This is a genomic window from Cyanobium usitatum str. Tous (assembly GCF_003011885.1).
Lineage (GTDB): Bacteria > Cyanobacteriota > Cyanobacteriia > PCC-6307 > Cyanobiaceae > Cyanobium_A > Cyanobium_A usitatum.
This window is the reverse complement of the sequence record NZ_PXXO01000005.1, coordinates 23754-44390: the sequence shown is the minus strand read 5'-3', so window position 1 is coordinate 44390 and position 20637 is coordinate 23754. Positions and strand designations below refer to the sequence as shown.

Genomic DNA, 20637 nt, shown 5'->3' with positions numbered 1-20637 from the left:
AGATCTCCTTTGTTCAGGTTCACCGAACCAGACAGGGCAGATTAGGCACAACAACCACCCCGCCAAAGCCCATGGCGTCCCCTCGCTGGCAAGATCGCACCAAGTCGGCATCGGCTGAGCCTGTAGGCCGCTGGATGCTGGGTTGGGACCGCTTTGTGGCGGTGTGGGCCAGCGTCAACCTGCTGTGGGTGGCGTTTGACATCACGTACGTGCCGCTGCGCACCTTCTGGCTGCAGCGCAACCTCTACCCGATCCCCTCGGTGCCCCTAGTGGTGCCCCTCACCGTGATCCCGGATGTCACCCCCCTGGTGGATCCGATCAAGGGCATTGAGCCCCACCGGGAGACCCAGGCCTACCTGGAGCAATTTCGCCAACTCGATGCGGCCCTGCTGACCCTGCCTGCCGGCCAGGCGCCGCAGCCCCGCCAGGTGCTCCTGCTGAACCGTCAGGCCCAACTCACGGCCCAGCTGATCGATAGCAATCCATTTCTGGCGTCTGAGGCCTCGGGAACCCTGGAGAAAATCAAAAATCGCTTGCGGCAGCGGGCAGACCGGGATTCCGCTCGACTGGCCTCCAGCCTGTTGCTGAGTCCAGAGCGGATACGAACCAGCGGCTGGAGCCAGGAGCGGCGCTTCTGGAACGACCAGGTGCTGCCGCTGGTGGCCACCAACTACTGGCGATCTATCGATGAAAACGGCCGACCCACGGACCACTTCTGGCGCATCGACCTGCTGCTGTTTCAGAGCGTCTTTGTTTTAGACATCCTGTTGAGGCTGATCCGGCTGCGGCGCCGGCTGCCGGGCCTCAGCTGGGGTGATGCCCTGTTGCGCCGTTGGAGCGACCTGCCCCTCCTGCTGCCCTTCTGGCGCTGGCTGCGGCTGGTACCGGTGCTTGAGCGCCTGCAGACCTCGGGCTTGGTCAATTTTGAGCCCCTGCGGGCCGTGGTGAGCCGGGGGGTGGTGGCGCTGCTGGCGGTGGAGCTGTTTGAAGTGCTGTCGCTGCAGATCCTCGATGGCACCCAGGGCTTGATTCGCTCGCGGCGCTGGCCCCAGCGGCTGCGAGCCCTGCGCAGCCATCAGAGCGTGGCCAGCAGCAGCGACGAGCGGGCGCTGGTGGAGCTGGTGAGGATCTGGGCGCCGCTGCTGCTGAGCCGGGTGGCACCGAAGCTCGCACCGGAGCTGCAAGGTTTGCTGGGATACAGCCTGCGTCAAAGTCTGGAGCGCACCGTGGTGCCAGCACCGCTGCGCCAGTTGCAGCCGCTGCTCCAGGTCGAGACCGGCATCAGTCGCCAACTAGCGAGCGGCATGGTCGACAGCCTCCTTGAGCTTTCCCGCAGCACTGGCAACCAGCTTTCCCGCCGCGATGACGTGCAGCTCGATTTATTGCAGCGGTTCATCGACCGGTTCTGGGAGGAGCTGGCCGCGGCACTCGAGAGCGGCTCGGCCCTGGAGCGCTCCCAGGAGCTGCTGTGCACCTTGATAGACGGCGCCAAGGGCACCTATCTGAGCCAGATCAACAGGGCCGGAATTGAAGCACTGATCCAGGAGCTCGACCAGTTGATGACCGCCCCTGGCCCAGCTAGCCCAGAAGATCCAGCCACTCCGGCTCCTTGAAGCCGGTGAGGATGCGCCCGTCGTTTGCGATCAGAAAAGGCCGCTTGATCAATTTGCCGTCAGCGGCCAGCGCTGCTAGCGCCGCCTGATCGTCCATGGCCTGCACCGCAGCGGCCCCCAAGGCCCGATAGCTCTGCCCGCTGGTGTTGAACAGGCGCTGCCTTCCAAGCTGGGCCAAGGCCTGCTCGAGTTCGGCGATGCTGGGCGGCTGCTCGGTTATGTCCAGCGTTTCGGCAGCCAGATGACGGGCTGTCAGCCAGACGATTGCCTTGCGGCAGGTATTGCAACGGGGATAGCTATAGAGCTTCATCCGGAGCTACGGATTGGGGTAGCGGCCGCTTATTTGATGCCGATTAGGGACTTCAGGGCGCCCACCAGGCTGTTTGAACCCTGGCCAACGGCGTTGGTCGGTTTGGTGCGCACGGTGACGTCGCCGTTGACGCTGGTGCGGCAGCTGAGGCGGAAATTGGCTGGGCGATCAGAGAGGTAAACCTCCTCGACATCGCTGCGGGGGGAAAGGTTTTGCATGCCCTCGATCACCTCCATAACGCAGGTGCCGCACTGGCCTATGCCACCGCAGTTGTTGACGTTGTTGAGCCCTTTGTAAGGGTTGATGCCCGCATCCAGGGCGGCCTTGCGGAGATTGGCACCTTCGATGCAACCGACCGTCTGGCCTTCCTGTTCAAAACGGATGGTGGGCACGGTCGGGCTGGGGGAATGGGCGCCGCCCAACTTAGGTCACGCCCGTCCCAATGCCTAGCATCGGAACCTTCGCGAGCGAGCTGTGTCAACGCCCCTCGGTTATGACCTGCCTCTTGGTTATGACCTGCCTCTTGGTTACGACCTAATCGTCCAGCAGCTGATTCCGGGATACGCCAGCCTGGCTCGCCTGGCGGTTGCTTTGCTGGCTGCCTCGCCTCGAGCTAGCAGCTCTGGCGCAGCTGTGTTGGTGGCGGGCTGCGGCACCGGAGCAGAGCTGGTGGAGGCAAGGGCCCAGCGCCCGGACTGGCAGCTCACCGCAATCGATCCCTCCGCTGAGATGCTCGCCGCTTCCCAACAGCGACTGGGTGTCGAGTCGATCAGCTGGCGTCAAACCACGGTCGAGGACCTCAACGCCGACGGATGTTTTGCTGGCGCCCTTTCCGTGCTGGTTTTGCAGTCCTTGCCAGACGATGGCAGCAAGCTTGCATTCCTTACGGCCCTTGCCCGCAGCCTTGAGCATGGTGGCCAACTCGTGCTGGTTGATTTGATGGCGCCGGAGCGATCAACCCTGCAAAGCCAGGTGGAGGCAGCCTGGATGGGTTTCCAACGGGCTAGTGGCCTCAACGCTGATCCTCACGATCTCGCTCCTCTTACCCAAGGCCTCCATCCGATTGGGGAAGCGCGGCTAACGGCTCTCGTCAACGCGGCTGGCTTTGGAGATCCGGCCAGGATTTTTCAGGCTCTCGGCTATGAGGGCTTTCTGCTGCAGCGCCGCCCCTGAGCTCTCGAAGCTCGGGGCCGAATAGCTGAAGGGTCGTCCAGCTACAACCATGGATAGCGGCACTACCGCCGTTGCCAGGGCGATCAGGCTTCCCAGCAGGCCTGAAAGGGCTTGGGGGCCCGTACTGAATGGATCTTCACCCTGCTCATCAAGATCGCGTTCTGGCGCGGTCGCTTCGGCTAGGTGGGGGATGGAAGAGGGTTGGGAATCTCGGGGAACTGAATCCATAGCAATGGGAAAAGGCGCATAAGGCACCGATTCCACTCAGAAAATCAAAGGGACTTCGTCAATTCTGGCACTGTGGCTCAGAAATTGGGGATTGAACAACTATTGACTCGTGCAACTTGCAAGACTGAACCGTGCAACTTGCAAGACCGGCTAACTAGTAAGGCCCTTTTAGGCTGCAGGGCGAGAGCCTTGATCGTGTTGATCACGGCGCGCACTCAGGTCTGTAGGGCGACCATCGAGATGGTCTAGGCGCAATCGGATGGATCGCAGCTCTTCGAGGATCGAACCCAACAATTGTTGGGTGGCAGTAGACGGTGAGTTGAGTACCTCAACCGTTACTTCCTTGATCCGCAGCACGTCGCGGGCAAAACGGGCCACCTCGTTGGGGTGGAACATCAGCGGATCCTTTTGATCGCTGCGGTATTCCGGATTCAACTTGCGTGGGTTGAAAGGCGGATTGAGATTGCGGGGATCAGTATTTGTATAGCGGTATACAGACGCCCGAGAACGGTTGAGAGCCCTTTGGACCTCATCAATACCGATTAGGCCTTCAGCGATCTCGGCGGATCCAGCATCTGCGGGTTCGGCCTGGACAACAAGCCCAGCAGGTAGCCCGATCGCCCCCAATCCATTTGCAGAACTGGGCTGGGGTGGCATGAGACGGCTTTTGGACTAACGGGATCAGATCGAGACCATAGCAGGGGTTTTGCACGTAATCACCAGCGGTGGTCACCCCCATACAGGCTCCCCTGGCTGGGCGTCGGTGATAGGTTCCGCCCTCATCGAAAGCTCCTGCCATGCGCGTCTCCCGCCTGATGCTGGTGACGCTCCGCGACGATCCGTCGGAGGCTGAGATTCCCTCTCACAAGCTGCTGCTTCGCGCCGGCTACATCCGCCGGGTTGCTTCGGGCATCTACGCCTACCTCCCCTTGATGTGGCGGGTGCTCCAGAAGGTTTCCAGGGTGGTTCGTGAGGAGATGGACGGCACCGGAGCCCTTGAAACCCTGTTGCCCCAACTTCAGCCGGCGGAGTTGTGGCAGCGAAGCGGCCGTTGGGCCGGCTACACCGCAGGGGAGGGCATCATGTTCCACCTGGAGGATCGCCAGGGGCGTGAGTTGGGGCTGGGGCCTACCCATGAGGAGGTGATCACATATCTGGCCACCGATCTGTTGCGTTCTTATAGGCAGTTGCCCGTCAATTTATACCAGATACAGAGCAAATTTCGCGATGAAATTCGTCCCCGCTTCGGCTTAATGCGCGGTCGCGAATTCATCATGAAAGATGCTTACTCCTTCCATGCAAATGAGGAGTCCTTGCGGCAAACCTACGCCGCTATGGATGGCGCCTACAGACGCATCTTTGCCCGTTGTGGTCTGCGAGCTGTCGCGGTGGAGGCAGACAGCGGTGCGATTGGTGGCTCGGCCAGCCAGGAATTCATGGTTACGGCTGAGGCCGGTGAGGATTTGATTTTGGCTAGTTCCGATGGGACCTATGCCGCCAACCAGGAGCGGGCTGTTTCGTTAGCCGCTGACCCAATTTCCCTACCGAGTGGACCGCGGGCTGGCGGTGAGGGTGAACCTTTTGCCACCCCTGGACAAAGCAGCATTGAAGATCTCTGCGCCGGCCATGGCATTGAGCCCTGTCAGACCGTAAAGGTGTTGATGTTGCTAGCCCGTTTTGAAGATCAAAGCGCCCAGCCCCTGCTGGTGAGCCTGCGGGGCGATCAACAACTCAACGAAGTCAAGCTGGCCAATGCAGTAACGGCCCGCTGCTCAGCGGAGCATGGGGCGCTACTAGACATTGCCCCAATTACTAAGGAGGCCGCGGCCAGCGAAGGGCTGCTGCCCTTGCCCTTTGGCTTTATGGGTCCCCACTTAGCCGATGGGCTGCTGAGCAATTCCGGTCACTGGACCAAGCACTTCTTGCGACTAGCTGACAGAACAGCTGCTGAGCTCAGTTCCTTTGTGTGTGGTGCCAACAGCACCGATAACCACCTAGTAGGCGCGGCTTGGGGCTCCCTCTGCCCCTGCCCTGAGAGCCTTGATCTGCGGGCCGCCCAACCAGGTGATCGCTGCCAACACGACCCCTCCCAGCAGCTCCAGGCCAGTCGGGGCATTGAGGTGGGACACATTTTCCAGCTGGGCCGCAAGTATTCAGAGGCCCTTGAGGCCCGTTTCACCAATGAGGCTGGCTCGGAAGAAGCCCTGTGGATGGGCTGTTACGGCATCGGTGTCTCCCGGTTGGCCCAGGCGGCTGTTGAGCAACATCACGATGGCAATGGCATCTGCTGGCCCGTATCGATTGCGCCCTTCGAAGTGATCGTGGTGGCGGCCAATTGGGCCGAAGCCGAGCAGAGCGGCTTGGCTGAGCAGCTCTATCTGCGTCTCCAGGAAGCAGGTGTAGATGTATTGCTGGATGACCGCAGTGAGCGGGCTGGAGTGAAGTTTAAGGATGCCGATCTGATTGGTATTCCCTGGCGGGTAGTGGTTGGTCGCGGAGCGGCCGATGGTCTGGTGGAGTTGGTGGAGCGCTCCAGCTGCAGCAAGCGCGATCTGCCGGCCATTGAGCTGCTTGAGACCCTGCTGCCCTGCTTGGCAAGCCAGCGCTTGGGCCTGCCTGCGTAAAGGCCCCCTGAGGCGGCTTCTAGGATGGGGGGATTCGCATTTCTCCCATGGCCGCTGTGCTTCCCTCCTTCCGCCAGCGGCTGAAGCAGCTTTTTTCACGCTTGGCCGTAGCCCTAGTGCTCTGCCTCAGCCTTGCTCTAACTGCCTGTAGCTCTGCAAATACTGGTCTTTCTGGTAACTACATCGAGGACACTGTGGCGGTGGCCGACAGCCTGCTGAGCACCATCGCCTTAGGGGCCGACGATCCTGCCCGCGCTGAGGCCGAGATCGAAGCTCGCAGCCTGAGCAATGGCTACGTGGCCCGCTACCGCCCCCGCAGCTCGGTGAACGGCTTGGGCTCTTTCACCACCATGCAGACGGCGATCAACTCCATGGCTGGCCACTACACCAATTATCCCAATCGCCCGCTGCCGGAGGCGCTTAAGGAGCGGATCGCCAAGGAACTCAAGAAGGCTGAAACCAACGCGACTCGCGGCGCCTAAGGCCCTGATCCAATCCAACCATCTTTGACGAAGGACCCCACGATCTGAGAAGCTCTCGGATTGTGCTCAGAAGCGGCTCCGGGCCGCTGTGTCCTTGGCCAACGTTGTCGTCATCGGTGCGCAGTGGGGTGACGAGGGGAAGGGCAAGATCACGGATCTTCTCAGCCGCTCAGCCGACGTTGTGGTGCGGTATCAAGGCGGGGTGAACGCCGGCCACACCATCGTCGTGGACGACAAGGTGCTGAAACTGCACCTGATCCCCTCCGGGATCCTTTACCCAGACACGATTTGCTTGATCGGCTCCGGCACGGTGGTCGACCCCAAGGTGATGCTGGGGGAGCTCGACATGCTCGCCACCTACAGCATCGACATCAGTGGCTTGAAGCTGGCTTCTACGGCCCACGTCACCATGCCTTACCACCGCCTTTTGGATCAGGCGATGGAACAGCGCCGCGGCGATCGCCGCATCGGCACCACTGGCCGGGGCATCGGTCCCACCTACGCAGATAAATCGGAGCGCAATGGCATCCGAATCCTGGACATTCTTGACGGGGATCGGTTGCGGGATCGCCTCGCGGGCCCCCTTGCCGAAAAGAATGAAATCCTCGAAAAGCTGTACGGCCTTGAGCCGTTGGATTTCGAGACGGTTGTGGCCGAATACGTCGGCTACGGCAAGCGGCTAGCGCCCCATGTGGTCGATTGCACCCGCACTATCCACAGCGCTGCGCGGGCCCGCCAAAACATCCTGTTTGAGGGAGCCCAGGGCACCCTGCTGGATCTTGACCACGGCACCTATCCCTATGTCACCTCCTCAAACCCAGTAAGTGGCGGTGCCTGCATCGGAGCAGGGGTGGGCCCCACCTTGATCGATCGGGTGATCGGGGTAGCCAAGGCGTACACGACCCGGGTAGGAGAGGGTCCCTTCCCCACCGAGCTCCAGGGCAGCCTCAACGATCACCTATGTGATCGGGGCGGTGAGTTTGGAACCACCACGGGCCGCCGCCGCCGTTGCGGTTGGTTTGACGGGGTGATCGGTCGCTATGCGGTGGAGGTGAACGGCCTCGATTGTCTGGCCATCACCAAGCTCGATGTGCTTGATGAGCTCGATGAAATCCAGGTATGTGTTGCCTACGAACTCGACGGCGAGCGGATCGAATATTTCCCCAGCAGTTCGGAGGATTTCGCCCGCTGCCAGCCGATCTTTGAAACCTTGCCGGGTTGGCAAACCTCTACTGCAGATTGCCGCAGCCTCGAGGAATTACCTCCAACGGCGATGAGCTATTTGCGCTTTCTTGCCGATCTAATGGAGGTGCCGATCGCCATCGTTTCCCTTGGCGCTAACCGCGATCAGACGATCGTTGTGGAAGACCCCATTCACGGTCCCAAGCGGGCCCTGCTGAGCACCTGATGGATCCCATGGACAAGAGCTACGACGTCGTCGGCATTGGCAACGCCATCGTTGACGTGTTGGTGCAAGCCAACGACGACCTGATCGACAACTTCGAACTCACCAAGGGCACCATGGCCCTGGTGGACGAAGCCCAAGCCGAGCGCCTCTACGCCAGCGTTGGACCGGGCCTTGAAACCTCTGGCGGCTCCGCTGCCAACACCCTGGCCGGGGTTGCCCAACTGGGTGGCCGGGCGGGCTTTATCGGTCGGGTGCGCAACGATCAGCTCGGGGGGATTTTTACCCACGACATCCGTTCGGTTGGAGCTCGCTTTGACACCCCTGCGGCCACGGAGGGGCCCTCCACGGCCCGTTGCCTGATCCTGGTGACTCCGGATGCCCAGCGCACCATGTGCACATACTTGGGCGCTTCGGTGGGGCTGGATCCAGCCGACCTCGACCTTGACATGGTTGCCCAAGCCAAGGTGCTCTACCTAGAGGGTTACCTCTGGGACAGCGACGAGGCCAAGGCGGCTTTCATCACTGCGGCCGAGGTGGCCCGCGCCCATGGGGGCGAGGTGGCTTTGAGCCTGTCGGATGCTTTTTGCGTCGAGCGTCACCGCGAAAGCTTCCAGGAGCTAGTGGACGGCCACGTCGACATCCTGTTTGCCAACGAAATGGAGATCACGGCCCTCTACAAGGCCAATAGTTTTGAAGAGGCTGCCGACCAGGTGCGGGGCCGCTGCAAGCTGGCTGCCCTCACCCGCAGCGAGCAGGGATCGGTAGTCCTCAATGGCGCCGGCACCCACAGCGTCGCCCCCTTCCAGCTCGGTCCCTTGCTGGACACCACAGGGGCAGGTGATCTCTACGCCGCTGGCTTCCTGCACGCCTACACCCAGGGCCAGTCCGTCGACGAATGTGGACGGCTGGGTTCCCTCTGCGCTGGTCAGGTCGTGACCCAGCTGGGGCCCCGTCCCCAGGGCTCGCTCAAGCAGCTAGTAGCCCAGCACCTGGGCTGAGCCTCACTGCGGCAGCACCAGTGCCTCCAATAGGCAAGTTTGGCTTAAGCCTTTTACTCCGGCTGGCTCTGCTGGCCTGCCGATCAGCAACAATTCGGGGCCGGGGCCTGCGCAGAGCTGCCTCCAGAGCTGTTCGGTAGCTCCGCCCGACTGGCGGGCCAACACCGTGGTGATGCGCCAGCGACGAATCAGGGATCGCTCTACCTCCAGCTCCGAGCCTGGGCGGAGGCAGGCGACCTGATCGGCCGCCAAGCCAGCCGCCATGGCCAGCTGTAAGGCCCTTGGGCTGGGCAGCAGCCTGGCGAAGTGACGGGCGCCGGGGCTGCAGGCCAGCGCCTGTTTTAGTTGGCGGGCACCTATTGCCAATAGGAGGCGGTGGCCCTGCAGCGAGCGACTACGCAGCGTCTCCAGGCTCGGCAGGATCGTTGCCGCTCCAGGCAGGGTGGGGCGCAGCAGCCGTATCAGCCGTTGGCGGCGCTGCTTGCACACGGCGGCCAGCTGGAGACTCACCAGACAGGCGAAGGGATGGCTGGCATCCACCACCACCGCATAGGGCCAACCCACCGATTCGGCGGCGGCCAGTTCTGCCCATACCCCCTGCTCGCCATCGATCGCGCCGACGCGCAGGGTTAGCCCCGGATGGGGGCGATAGGCCAGGGCCGCTGTTGCACCAACAACGCTCACGGTTAGGTGCCAACCGCGCTGCAGCAGCCGCTCCGCCACTACGGGGCCTTCACCGGTGCCGCCGATCAGCCACAGACGGGGCGAGGTCTGCTGAATCTCAGGTCCGTGCATCAGGATGGGGGCCACCAATGGTTGCCGGGGAGTGAATCACTGTCTGCTCGAGGTTGAGGTGCTGGAAGCGCCCCAGGTGCGATACACCCAGGACAATCAGACGCCGGTGGCGGAGATGGCGGTCCAGATAGATGGCCTGCGTCCTGATGATCCCCCGGGTCAATTGAAGGTGGTCGGCTGGGGCAATTTGGCCCAAGAGCTCCAGAACCGGGTGCAGGTTGGCCAGCGGCTGATGCTCGAGGGCAGGCTGCGCATGAATACCGTCACCCGTCAGGACGGCGTCAAGGAAAAGCGCGCTGAATTCACCCTGGCCCGGCTGCACGGCATGGGTCCTGGCGCCACCAGCAGTCCTGCTGTCAATCCAGCTGCCGCTACTGCGCCTGCGCCCCAGCGCCGTGCCCCAGCAGCGGCTCCCCCTTCCAACCCGGCTCCAGCCGCGCCGGCAGGTGCCCAGCCCCCAACCTGGAATACCTCCCCGCTGGTGCCTGATCTCCCTGACGACGACGACATCCCTTTTTGATGCGGGATTGATCCCGTTTAGAGCTAGGCGTCGGCGCTGGAATCGGAGTCGCTCAACTGATCGAGCAGCTGGCCCAGCTCCCGCTCCAAGGCTGCTAGATCCAGGCGCCATTGGGGCCAACGACCCGCATCAATTTGGCGCAATAACCAAAGCCGGTCGCTCTTGAGGTTGCTGATCAGTTCGGCGGTGCCGGTTTCGCTGGGCCAGCTGGTGGTCGCATCCGCCATGGGCATAAAGGAAGATGGCTGTATGCAAGCACTTCTCTCACCAGGCAGCCTCGTGACCATCGCGGGGGCTGTGCTCACGGTGATCGGCACGATCGCCTACGCCACCGATATCCCCAATCTCAGCCTGCCCACGATTTTCTACGGCATTCCGATCCTGTTGGGTGGGTTGGCCTTGAAATCCTCTGAGCTGCCTCCACCTAAGCGACTAACGCCGGCCTCCCGTTTCAAGCAATTGCGGGACCTGCCGGAAAGCGAGTCCCTGCGCAAGCTGCTGGCCGATGTAGATCGCTGGCGCTACGGCCAGAAAGCCCATCTGGAGAGCTCCCTGGAGGTGCTCAAGCTCTGGGACGAGGACGCTCCGCCCCAGCTGCTGAGTGTTGAGGAGCTCGACTGCGATGGCCGCTATGGCTTGCGCCTGCGCTTTCGCTGCGAAGGGGTGCCCCTAGATCGCTGGCAGGCCCGCGCTGATCGGCTTGGCCGCTTCTTTGGCCCCGGTTTGAGTGCCGACATCAAGCCAGAGCGCCGCGATGAATTCAGCCTCGCTCTAGTGCCCGAGCCCAGCCCTAGCTAAGACCGCTTAACCCATCTGCCCCATCGACAAGCGAAACCTTGATCACCAGCCAGGACACCCTGAGGGTGTCGGTCCTAAGTGAGGCCCTTCCGTACATCCAACGCTTTGCGGGCCGCAGGGTGGTGGTCAAGTACGGCGGCGCAGCGATGGTGCAAGCCGAGCTTCGCGACGCTGTCTACCGCGATGTGGTGTTGCTGGCCTCGGTGGGGGTGCAGCCAGTGGTGGTTCATGGCGGCGGTCCGGAGATCAATGACTGGCTGAATCGCCTCCAAATCGAGCCGGAATTCCGTGACGGTTTGCGGGTCACCACTCCGGAAACCATGGACGTGGTGGAGATGGTGCTGGTGGGCCGGGTCAACAAAAACATCGTTAACGGCCTCAATCAGGTGGGTGGCCGGGCCGTGGGACTTTGCGGCAGTGATGGCTCCTTGGTGCGGGCCCGCACCTACGCCGATGGGGTTAATGGGCTGGTGGGAGAGGTGGCGGCAGTAGATCCGGCAGTGCTTTTTCCCCTGCTCGATGCCGGCTACATCCCGGTGATCTCGAGCGTGGCAGCCGACGCTGAGGGCCAGGCCCACAACATCAATGCCGATACCGTGGCCGGTGAACTGGCCGCGGCTTTACAGGCCGAGAAACTGATCCTGCTGACCGACACGGCAGGGATTTTGAAGGATCGCCACGATCCTGACTCCCTAATTCGTCAGCTGACCCTGGCGGACGCACGCCAATTAATCCATGACGGTGTGGTGGCAGGCGGCATGACCCCAAAGACCGAATGCTGCATCCGGGCCCTGGCCCAGGGAGTGGCGGCGGCCCACATCGTTGATGGCCGGGTGCCCCACGCCCTGTTGCTGGAGGTATTCACCGATTCGGGGATTGGCACCATGGTGGTGGGCAGCCAGCGCGGCGGCCATGGCTGAAGACCTGCTGGCTGCAGCCCGTGCAGCCCTCGAGCGGGGCGATTACGGCCAGGTTGTACGCCTGTTGGATCCCCTCACCAGAGAGCATCCTGCTGCTACCGCCACCGGAGCTGAGATTCAGCTGCTGCTCGCCACCGCCTGGATGGGGCGGGGCGACAACGGCCGGGCGATCCTGTGTTGCCGGCTGATCAAGCGCTGCCGTGATGCCAGCCTGCGGGCTCAAGCCATAGACCTACTCACCGTGCTGGAGGCACCGGCCCTCGAGCGCCCCCGCGATTGGTCGATCACCCTGCCCGATCTGGGCACAGCCGAGGCCATGGGCGGCCAGATGCAGCAGCTTGCCCGCGGCCGCCGCTCCAACAAACCGCCACCGCCGCCGCCGCCACCGGTAGGGCCAACCAGAGCTCCAGTGGGCTTCGCTGTGCTGGCGGTTTTGCTGTTGCTGCTGACGCTGCTGCTCGGCGGCTGCACCGAGGTGCGCAGCGAGTTGACCTTCAAGGGGCCGGGCCGGCTGCAGATCGCCCATGGCCTATCGAGCCCCGGCAGCCAATCCGAGCCCTGGGCCCGTCAGTTTGGCCGCGCCCTGCTGACCCAGGGATTTCACCCTGTCAAGCAGCCCAAGCCATCTGCTGGCGCTGACGGCTTTCACCAGCGACTGGAGAGCCCGGTGCTACCAGCGCCCGAGGCCCTTGCCCTGCTGGCGGCAAACCTCAGCGCGGCAGCGGATCTGGCCGGTGTGGCCCTGCAGCCGCCCCACTTCCAGCTGCGGGAGCGCAATTGGCTGCTGGGGGTGCGCCAAAGCGTTGAACTGACAGTGGACCTGCGTGGGCTCACCGCTCTGCCAGGTTTCAGCGCCGCCATCGACCTGGCCCCTGTGACCCCTGCCGCTGTCCGCCTAGCCAGTCCCGAGCCCGCTGCGGCGATTTCTGGACGAGCTGCCCTGCACTGGCCCCTGCGCTTCGGCGCCAGCAACACCCTGCAGCTCAGCTGCTGGCGCTGGAGTGGTCTTGGTATTGGCGGCGCCCTGATTGCCCTTGCCCTAGTGCTGGTGCTGGCCCTGGAGCGCCTGCGGCGTCTGCTGGGCTTCGGCCTGCCGGAACTACCGGCTTGAGAGCTGTGCTCAAAGGCAGAGGGGGTCGGGGTCGATCGCCAGACCCACCCCCGCAGGCAGCCCCTCCCGCAGCAGGCTTTCAGTCGGCAAGGGCAGGGGCTGGGCGGCGGGACCATGCAGCAACAGCTGCCAGCGACTCTTGCCCGCTACCCGGGCTACCGGGGCCGGGGCGGGACCAATCAACAGCCAGCCGGCTGCCGCCACTTGGCTGCGAATTCTCTCCGCCAAGGCGGCGGCGGCGGTTGCCGTGCCGCTGGCGCTTGGTCCGCTCAGACGCAGGAGGCAGGCCCGGCTGAAGGGCACCAGGCCACCCTGGCGGCGCAACTGGCTCTCCTCGGCCAAAAACAGCTCGTAGCGCCCATCCACCAGGTGGCGAATCACCGGGTGGTCGGGGCTGTAGGTCTGCACCAGCACCTCGCCTGGTTTTTCGCCGCGGCCCGCCCGGCCCGCTAGTTGCAACAGCAATTGCAGGCACTGCTCGGAGGAGCGCAGATCGGGGCGATGCAAAAGCCCGTCTGCCGCCAAAACCGCCGCCAGGGTCACCCGGGGTAGGTCCATGCCTTTGGCCAGCATCTGGGTGCCTACCAATACGTCGGCTTCCCCTTGGGCAAAGCGATCGAGCAGGCGGCGGTGGCCGTCGCGGCCCCTGGTGGTGTCACGGTCAAAGCGCAGCAGGCGCAACCCTTCAAGCTCGGATGCCAGCTGCTCCATCACCCGCTGGGTGCCCGCGCCAAAGGGCTTGAAGGCCGTGGAGCCACAGTGGCCGCAGCGATTGCCCATCTCGGCGCGGTGGTCGCACCAGTGGCAGCGCAGCCATTCCTGGCCCCCTTTGGAGCGGTGCACGGTTAGGGATACATCGCAGTGGGGGCAGAGCACCGCTTCGCCGCAGCTGCGACAGCTCAGGAATGCTCGGTAGCCCCGTCGGGGCACCAGCACCACTGCCTGTTCGCCCTTCTCCTGCAGCTGCTCTAAGCGCCCCATCAGGGCCCGGCTGATCAGGCGACGGTGGCCATCGGCGAGCTCGTGGCGCATGTCGATCACCCGTACGGCAGGCAGGGGCCGCGAACCAATCCGCTCCGGCAGTCGTAGGAGGCGGCTGGCTGGTTGGGGGGATTGACAGCTCAGCCAACTCTCGAGGGAGGGGGTGGCGCTGCCGAGCACCAGCCGCGCCCCGCTGTGCCGGGCCCGTAGGCGGGCTACGTCGCGGGCGTGGTAGCAGGGCATCGGGCTGTCCTGCTTGTAGGAGCTGTCGTGTTCCTCATCGAGCACGATCAGGCCCAGCCTGGGCATGGGCAGAAAGATCGCTGAGCGGGTACCCACCACCACCACCGCTTCTGGTTCTAGGCAGCGACGCCAGGCCGCCACCCGGGCTCCATCGGAAAGGCCGCTGTGGAACTCGACCACCCGGCAGCCGAAGCGTTCCCGTGCCCGGTCGAGCAACTGGGGAATTAGGCCAATCTCCGGGGTGAGTAAGAGGGTGCCCTGCCCCAGCTCCAGAGCTTGAGCGGCCGCCCGCAGATACACCTCAGTTTTGCCGGCGCCGGTAACACCCCAGAGCAAAAATTCCGCGCCCGCTGGGGCACCGGAAATGGCCTGGACTGCAGATGCCTGGGCTTCCGTCAGGGCAGGCCAGTGGGCCGGTGCCAGGCCAGCTCCACTGCCCTCGGGGGGAGCCTGAAGGCGCTGCACCAGGCCCCGAGCCTCCAGTCCCTTGAGGACGGCGCGACTGAAGCCAGCCTCACCACAAAGATCCCGCAGGGGCACTGGCCCGCTATGGCGCCCAAGGTGCTCAAGCAGTTGCTGCTGCCGCTCGGTGAGGGGCTGGCTGAGGAGTGCTGCATCGGAGCGCTCCACCAGCCAGATTGCACGGCTTGGCCTGCTTGGCCCCTGGTTGCGCTGGCCAAGCCAGCCCGGTGGCAGGGCACTTTTCAGAGTTTTGAAGAGGCTCGTGTGGCACTCCGCCGCCACACTTGTCATTAAGTTTTGCCAATCGGGATCTACGGCAGCCCGCTGCCAAATCTCCAGGATTGGCTGGATTCGCTTGCTGCTGAGACTGGCGGGTAATTGATCAAGCCAGCCCACAACCAAGCCGGTGTGCGGGCGGCCCTGCAGCTTCACCCGCACCAAATCCCCAATCCCGGCTGGGGTTTCTGGCGAGTTGGCGTAGGTGAATACCTGGCCTTCCCTCCCGGCTTCGAGCCAGATCTGCAGCCAGGGGATCGACAAGCTTGCAAAGGTCACAACCCATTCTTAGGATGTGAATGTTGGGCAGTTCAAGGACTGCCGTCGGAACCAAGCAGATTTCCGTCCAGCGGGAAGACCTGAAGTGAGACCCCGGGAGCCAGCCTCCCACCATTCGGCCTCCCGGTCTGCGACCACCCCTGTCAGCCCTGTCCAGGCCTCGGCCACTCATCCAGGCCTCGGCCAACCCGTCCAGGCTTCGGCCACCGACCCCTTGCTTTTTGCCGGGTCGCTCGACTTTTCTTTGCCTACTACCACCGTTCAGAGGTTTCGTTCCCGTTTTCGTGGTCTTGCACCAGCCCCTACGGCTAATCCCGGCGTAGCTGAAACAATTTTCTGCCGATTGCAGGCAGAAAATCTCTAGACCCGATTTCAGGCGATGCGTTTCCGCCCGTTTGTTTTGTTGTTTCGTTTTCGTTACCTATGAGCCCTGCTGCTGCCCAGCCGAAAGCAACTCCTGAAATCTTGATGGTGGCCACGGCGGCCGGTGAAGAGGTGCAAGTAACGCCCAAGAAGGCTGCACCTAAGTCAAAGGCTGCGCCAAAAGCTAAAGCCGCTGCCAAAGCCCCGGCTGCTTCCAAGGGAACGGCTGCTCCCAAAGCAAAGACTGCCACCAAAGCCCCGGCTGCTTCTAAAGGAACTGCTGCTACCAAGGCAAAGCCGGCCGCAAGCAAATCCTCAGCGCCTAAACCCCCAGCCGCCAAGGCTAAGACTGAGGCTCCCGTCGATACCGCTGATCTAGACGATGCCGATGATCTAGGCCCATCCGGCAGCTCTGCCGAGAAGGACGAGAAGGCTGCCAAGGCCCTCGCCAGCATCAAGGTGGGGCCTAAAGGTGTCTACACCGAAGACTCCATTCGGGTTTACCTCCAGGAGATCGGCCGTATCCGCCTGCTCCGGCCCGACGAGGAGATCGAGCTAGCCCGCAAGATCGCCGATCTACTCCAGCTCGAGGAGATCGCCGCTCAGTTTGAGGCCGATCACGGCCGCCAGCCCGACAACAAGGAATGGGCGGCATTGGTGGAGATGCCCTCCATCAAGTTCCGCCGGCGCCTGATGCTTGGCCGCCGAGCCAAGGAAAAGATGGTTCAGTCAAACCTGCGCCTGGTGGTTTCGATCGCAAAGAAATACATGAACCGGGGCCTGAGCTTCCAGGACCTGATTCAGGAGGGTTCCCTCGGCTTAATCCGGGCTGCCGAGAAATTCGACCACGAAAAGGGATATAAATTTTCCACCTACGCCACCTGGTGGATTCGTCAGGCGATCACCCGCGCTATCGCTGATCAGTCACGCACTATCCGCCTTCCGGTGCACCTATACGAAACCATTTCCCGGATCAAGAAGACCACTAAGACCCTCTCCCAGGAATTCGGCCGCAAGCCCACCGAAGAGGAAATTGCCGAATCGATGGAAATGACCATCGAGAAGCTGCGTTTCATCGCCAAAAGCGCCCAGCTGCCCATCTCCCTGGAGACGCCGATCGGCAAAGAGGAGGATTCCCGGCTCGGTGACTTCATCGAGGCCGATATTGAAAACCCTGAGCAGGATGTGGCCAAGAACCTGCTGCGAGAGGACCTCGAGGGCGTGCTGGCCACCCTCAGCCCCAGGGAGCGTGACGTGCTGCGTCTGCGCTACGGCCTAGATGACGGCCGCATGAAGACCCTTGAAGAGATCGGCCAGATCTTTGATGTAACCAGGGAGCGCATTCGTCAAATTGAAGCCAAGGCCCTGCGCAAGCTGCGCCACCCCAACCGCAACGGCGTGCTCAAGGAGTACATCAAGTGAGTCAGGGCCTGGCATCCCTGCGGGGGCTGCGCACTGCTCCGTCGCTCGACCCCGCAGCGCTCTCGGAGCTGCGGGCAGAGCTTGAGCCGTTGCTGGCTCGCTGCGACTGGTTCACGGCGGGAGTGATGGCAGCTTCTGCAGCGGCTGCGGTGACCTGTCTGCGTCAGGTTGAGACGGCTCTGGGCTGGTCGCAATTGCAGCTAGATCCCGCCGGTGTAGCCCTCGATTCGATCGAGGGTCCGGTCTTCCTCAAGGCCAACCAGAACAGCGGTCGCTTTCAGGTGCGCGCTGAAACCGGTCTAGGAGAGGGACTATTGATCAGCGGTCACTGTTCAGCAGATACGGCTGCGGAAGACACCTGGGGTCCATTGCCCCTTGATTTCTTCGGCCCTTAATCTGAGTGGCTGTTATCTGCCCCTGATGGCCAACCCCCTGCGCATTGCCTCCCGCCGCAGCCAGCTGGCCATGGTGCAAACCAATTGGGTGCGCGATGAACTGATCCAGGCCCACAACGGCCTGGAGATCTCGATCGAAGCGATGGCCACCCAGGGGGACAAGATTCTCGATGTGGCCCTCGCCAAGATCGGCGACAAAGGCCTTTTTACCAAGGAGTTAGAGGCTCAGATGCTTGTTGGACAGGCTGATATCGCCGTCCATAGCCTCAAGGATCTGCCAACCAACCTGCCCGAGGGGCTGATGCTTGGCTGCATTACCGAGCGGGAAGATCCCGCGGATGCCTTGGTGGTGCATGAACAACACCGCGATAAGAGCCTGGCAACCCTGCCCGCAGGCGCCGTGGTGGGCACCAGTTCCCTGCGCCGCCTAGCCCAGCTACGCCACCACTTCCCGCACCTCAGCTTCAAGGATGTGCGCGGCAACGTAATCACCCGCTTGGAGAAACTTGATGCTGGTGAGTACGACTGCCTGATCCTGGCGGCCGCTGGTTTGGGACGGCTTGGTTTGGGGGATCGCATCCACGAGCTGATCGACCCCTCCATTTCCCTCCACGCCGTTGGCCAGGGTGCCTTGGGTATTGAGTGTCGAGAGGGCGATGCCGCCGTGCTCGAGCAGATCAAGGTGTTGGAGCACCAGCCCACCGCCCGTCGCTGCCTGGCTGAGCGAGCCTTTTTGCGTGAGCTGGAGGGGGGCTGTCAGGTGCCCATCGGCGTTAACAGCCGCTTCGACGGGGATACGCTTGTATTAACGGGAATGGTTGCAAGCATCGACGGCCTGCGCCTGATTCGCGATGAGGCTTGCGGTCCCCAGGCCGACCCTGAGGCCATTGGGATCGCCCTTGCCCATGCTTTGAAGGCCCAGGGCGCCGGCGAGATCCTGGAGGAGATTTTTGCAACTGTCCGGCCCGAAGCCTGAACCAGCGCCAGCGGCCGCTAGCCCCGTTGAAGCCGAGGCACGCGCCCTTCCCTATCAATGGAATCTGCTGGCATGGGCTGCCCTGATTGGGGTGCTCACGGGACTAGCAGTGGTGGCCTTCCACGAATTGCTGGGCTTCATTAATAACGGGCTGTTTGGACCTTTTGTGGAGGGGCTCCTAACGGTTGGTCGTAGCCAGCCGCCGGAGTTAGCAACCGAATTGCCGCTGGCGGCGGCTCCTGATACGGGCACACCGCTGCGGGCCCTGCTCCAGGTGGGTCTCGGCGGGCTTGGCTTCCTGCCACCGCCCCCGGCCGTTCCTGAGCCGTTGCCCCTGCCGGTTTCCTCACTGCCCGATTGGATCAGTCTCTGGCCGGTGGTTGTGGTGCCCACCCTGGGGGGCTGGGCCGTTGGTCTTTTGCGCCGCTATGGCGGTGACCTGGGCCCTGGCCTCCCCAGCCTGATGGCGATGGCCGATGGCGCCGTTAGCGCTCGGCCCAGCTTGCCCTTTCTGCGCCTGCTGGGTGCATCCCTCAGCCTGGGCAGTGGTGCCTCCCTCGGCCCGGAGGGGCCCAGCGTTGAGAGTGGCGGCAATATCGGTCTTTGGGTGGCCCTGCGCGGCGGGCTCTCTCCCCAGAGTCAGAAAGCCCTGGTGGCCGCGGGAGTGGCCGCAGGTCTGGCGGCGGGGTTCAAGGCACCCATCGCCGGGGTGTTTTTTGCTTTTGAAGGAAGCTTCAGTGCCGTTCAGGGCCGGCCCAGCTTGCGGGCGGTGCTGGTGGCGGCGGTGGCTTCCTCGCTGGTCACCCAATTGCTGCTCGGGGACACACCGATTTTGCGCTTGCCTGCTTATGAGGTGCGCTCACCGCTGGAGTTGCCCCTTTATCTGGGCTTAGGCCTGGTGGCAAGCTTGATGTCTTGGGCCTTGGTGAGCCTGCTGGCTGCAGGCCGCAGCGAGCGGCTTCAGGCCTGGCTGGGCCAGCTGCCGCCAGGCCTGCCCACCGCCCTAGGGGGTGCCTCTGTGGGTGTGATGGCTCTGGGTTTTCCCCAGGTGCTGGGTGTCGGTTACGACACGATTGAGGCCCTGCTTGGCAGCGAGGGTGGCGTGCCCCTGCTCACCTTGCTGGTATTGCTGGGCGTCAAGCTTTTAGCAACTGGTATTAGCAATGCCACCGGCTTTGTTGGCGGTGGTTTTGCCCCATCCCTGTTCCTAGGAGCGGTGCTCGGCAACTGCTACGGCCAGCTGCTTGGTGATAGTGGCCTGCACCTGCCGGTGGCTGAGCCACCCGCTTACGCCATGGTGGGCATGGCCGCTGTGCTGGCCGGTAGTGCCAGGGCTCCTCTTACGGCCCTTTTGCTGCTGTTTGAGCTCACCCGCGATATTCGAATTGTGCTGCCGCTAATGGCCGCCGCCGGCCTCAGTGCTGCCTTGGTGGAGCGCTGGCAGGGCCTGGCTGATCCGGGCTTACTTGGGCCTGACCCCCAAGAGGAGCATCGCCGCCGCCAGTTGGCCGCCCTGCAGGTGGCTGAGGCTTTCGAGCCCGAGGCCCCCCTGGTGCTGGCAGCTGAGTTACCAGCCCAAAAGGCCTTGATTCAGCTGGTGGAGGCCCACGGCCACTGTCTGGTGGTGGCTGATGGGGCTTGGGTGGTGGGGCTGGTCACCCTGGCTGATCTGCAGCGGGCCCTGAGTGCCGAGCGGGAGTTCAATGACGACGGCTCTTTACCTGTGCCCACCTTGCTCTCCTGTCGCCGCAGTGACTTGGTGTGGCTGCCGATGTCTGCCCAGCTTGCTCAGCTGGAAGACCAGCTCAGGCCAAATGGCTTGCGCCAATTGCCGGTTTTTGATGTGCCGGCTGCGGCGGCGGCAGCCCTGCCCCATGGCCTTCCCAATCCCGGTTTACCGGTTGCTTCTCTACGTGGCTTGGCCAGCCGCGATGGCATGGCCCGGGCCCTAGCGCGCCAGCTCACACCCGCTGGGGATGGGGCTCAGGATTGAGTCTGCAGCTGGCTAAAGAGCTCCTGGGCTGCTGGATCAACCGCACTTAACCTCGCCAGTATCCGCTCTAAATCAAGGGCTGAAAGCTCGCCGTCACTGGCCCACTTCAAGGTGGTGCTCACTTGGGGTTCGCAGGAATGATTGGAGTGGGGAACCGCAGACATAGACGCAGTCGAAAGGCCTCGTGCCTTGTTTTGGCCTTATAAGGTACGTCGATAACCCCAGCTTTCAGCTGCAGCTGGGGTTATCTCCAGAATATTTTCCGAC

20 protein-coding genes are annotated in these 20637 nt (G+C 63.0%); 14 read left to right on the top strand and 6 right to left on the bottom strand.

Features of this window, described 5'->3' with window-relative positions; genetic code table 11:
- Window positions 1–71 precede the first annotated feature (71 nt).
- On the top strand, window positions 72–1613 hold the full coding sequence (locus C7K55_RS05585) for a hypothetical protein (RefSeq protein ID WP_241518205.1): 1542 nt from the start codon (window positions 72–74) through the stop codon (window positions 1611–1613).
- Here C7K55_RS05585 and C7K55_RS05580 read toward each other — a convergent pair.
- Both C7K55_RS05580 and C7K55_RS05575 read right to left on the bottom strand, forming a co-directional pair.
- Window positions 1579–1923, bottom strand: a complete 345-nt coding sequence (locus C7K55_RS05580; protein ID WP_106502437.1) for a Spx/MgsR family RNA polymerase-binding regulatory protein — start codon at window positions 1921–1923, stop codon at window positions 1579–1581. The two genes, C7K55_RS05585 and C7K55_RS05580, sit on opposite strands and share 35 nt — an antisense overlap.
- Before the next feature lie 29 nt (window positions 1924–1952).
- Window positions 1953–2315: a 2Fe-2S iron-sulfur cluster-binding protein gene (locus C7K55_RS05575; protein ID WP_106502554.1), complete on the bottom strand. Its 363-nt coding sequence runs from the start codon at window positions 2313–2315 to the stop codon at window positions 1953–1955.
- A gap of 82 nt (window positions 2316–2397) precedes the next feature.
- On the opposite strand from C7K55_RS05575, the gene C7K55_RS05570 reads away from it, so the two are divergent.
- Entirely contained in the window at window positions 2398–3096 is a 699-nt protein-coding gene (locus tag C7K55_RS05570) for a class I SAM-dependent methyltransferase (RefSeq protein ID WP_241518204.1), read from the top strand.
- Window positions 3097–3492: 396 nt separating this feature from the next.
- Here C7K55_RS05570 and C7K55_RS05565 read toward each other — a convergent pair whose 3' ends face one another.
- Entirely contained in the window at window positions 3493–3981 is a 489-nt protein-coding gene (locus tag C7K55_RS05565) for a hypothetical protein (RefSeq protein WP_241518203.1), read from the bottom strand.
- Between the two features lie 140 nt (window positions 3982–4121).
- Here C7K55_RS05565 and C7K55_RS05560 point away from each other — a divergent pair, with 140 nt between their 5' ends.
- From C7K55_RS05560 to C7K55_RS05545, 4 genes are all read left to right on the top strand, one after another.
- Complete coding sequence (locus C7K55_RS05560; protein ID WP_106502436.1) at window positions 4122–5948, top strand: proline--tRNA ligase; 1827 nt, start codon at window positions 4122–4124, stop codon at window positions 5946–5948.
- Window positions 5949–5995: 47 nt separating this feature from the next.
- Complete coding sequence (gene psb27 / locus C7K55_RS05555) at window positions 5996–6430, top strand: photosystem II protein Psb27 (protein ID WP_106502435.1); 435 nt, start codon at window positions 5996–5998, stop codon at window positions 6428–6430.
- Between the two features lie 88 nt (window positions 6431–6518).
- Window positions 6519–7838 (top strand): adenylosuccinate synthase, encoded by a 1320-nt coding sequence (locus tag C7K55_RS05550; RefSeq protein ID WP_193486180.1) that lies wholly within the window; start codon window positions 6519–6521, stop codon window positions 7836–7838.
- A complete protein-coding gene (locus tag C7K55_RS05545; protein WP_106502433.1) occupies window positions 7838–8836 on the top strand; it encodes an adenosine kinase in 999 nt (332 codons plus the stop codon). The genes C7K55_RS05550 and C7K55_RS05545 overlap by 1 nt, the downstream gene beginning before the upstream one ends.
- A 3-nt stretch (window positions 8837–8839) precedes the next feature.
- Here C7K55_RS05545 and C7K55_RS05540 read toward each other — a convergent pair whose 3' ends face one another.
- Window positions 8840–9646: a precorrin-6A/cobalt-precorrin-6A reductase gene (locus tag C7K55_RS05540; protein WP_127431986.1), complete on the bottom strand. Its 807-nt coding sequence runs from the start codon at window positions 9644–9646 to the stop codon at window positions 8840–8842.
- Between the two features lie 16 nt (window positions 9647–9662).
- On the opposite strand from C7K55_RS05540, the gene C7K55_RS05535 reads away from it, so the two are divergent.
- Window positions 9663–10151: a single-stranded DNA-binding protein gene (locus tag C7K55_RS05535; protein WP_106502431.1), complete on the top strand. Its 489-nt coding sequence runs from the start codon at window positions 9663–9665 to the stop codon at window positions 10149–10151.
- Between the two features lie 23 nt (window positions 10152–10174).
- Here the strand turns inward: C7K55_RS05535 and C7K55_RS05530 are convergent, their stop codons facing one another.
- Window positions 10175–10378 (bottom strand): hypothetical protein, encoded by a 204-nt coding sequence (locus C7K55_RS05530; RefSeq protein ID WP_106502430.1) that lies wholly within the window; start codon window positions 10376–10378, stop codon window positions 10175–10177.
- 22 nt (window positions 10379–10400) lie between these two features.
- Here C7K55_RS05530 and C7K55_RS05525 point away from each other — a divergent pair, with 22 nt between their 5' ends.
- From C7K55_RS05525 to C7K55_RS05515, 3 genes are read left to right on the top strand one after another with little or no spacing between them, the layout of a single operon-like run.
- A complete protein-coding gene (locus tag C7K55_RS05525) occupies window positions 10401–10949 on the top strand; it encodes a DUF2854 domain-containing protein (RefSeq protein WP_106502551.1) in 549 nt (182 codons plus the stop codon).
- 41 nt (window positions 10950–10990) lie between these two features.
- Window positions 10991–11869, top strand: coding sequence for an acetylglutamate kinase (gene argB, locus C7K55_RS05520; protein ID WP_106502550.1), 879 nt, complete (start codon window positions 10991–10993; stop codon window positions 11867–11869).
- Window positions 11862–12980 (top strand): DUF3153 domain-containing protein, encoded by a 1119-nt coding sequence (locus C7K55_RS05515; protein WP_106502429.1) that lies wholly within the window; start codon window positions 11862–11864, stop codon window positions 12978–12980. Before argB ends, C7K55_RS05515 begins: the two co-directional genes overlap by 8 nt.
- A 9-nt stretch (window positions 12981–12989) precedes the next feature.
- Here C7K55_RS05515 and priA read toward each other — a convergent pair whose 3' ends face one another.
- Window positions 12990–15221 carry a replication restart helicase PriA gene (priA, locus tag C7K55_RS05510; protein WP_241518202.1) on the bottom strand — a complete coding sequence of 744 codons (2232 nt, stop codon included), beginning with the start codon at window positions 15219–15221 and terminating at the stop codon, window positions 12990–12992.
- Between the two features lie 423 nt (window positions 15222–15644).
- Between priA and rpoD the strand changes: the two genes are divergently transcribed.
- Genes rpoD through C7K55_RS05490 form a run of 4 tightly spaced genes read left to right on the top strand, consistent with a single transcriptional unit; the run spans window position 15645 to window position 20370 of the window.
- Complete coding sequence (gene rpoD / locus C7K55_RS05505; RefSeq protein ID WP_106502428.1) at window positions 15645–17006, top strand: RNA polymerase sigma factor RpoD; 1362 nt, start codon at window positions 15645–15647, stop codon at window positions 17004–17006.
- Window positions 17003–17401, top strand: coding sequence for a DUF1824 family protein (locus C7K55_RS05500; RefSeq protein ID WP_106502427.1), 399 nt, complete (start codon window positions 17003–17005; stop codon window positions 17399–17401). Before rpoD ends, C7K55_RS05500 begins: the two co-directional genes overlap by 4 nt.
- A gap of 25 nt (window positions 17402–17426) precedes the next feature.
- On the top strand, window positions 17427–18377 hold the full coding sequence (hemC, locus tag C7K55_RS05495) for a hydroxymethylbilane synthase (RefSeq protein WP_106502426.1): 951 nt from the start codon (window positions 17427–17429) through the stop codon (window positions 18375–18377).
- Window positions 18352–20370, top strand: coding sequence for a chloride channel protein (locus tag C7K55_RS05490; RefSeq protein WP_106502425.1), 2019 nt, complete (start codon window positions 18352–18354; stop codon window positions 20368–20370). The genes hemC and C7K55_RS05490 overlap by 26 nt, the downstream gene beginning before the upstream one ends.
- Window positions 20371–20637 lie beyond the last annotated feature (267 nt).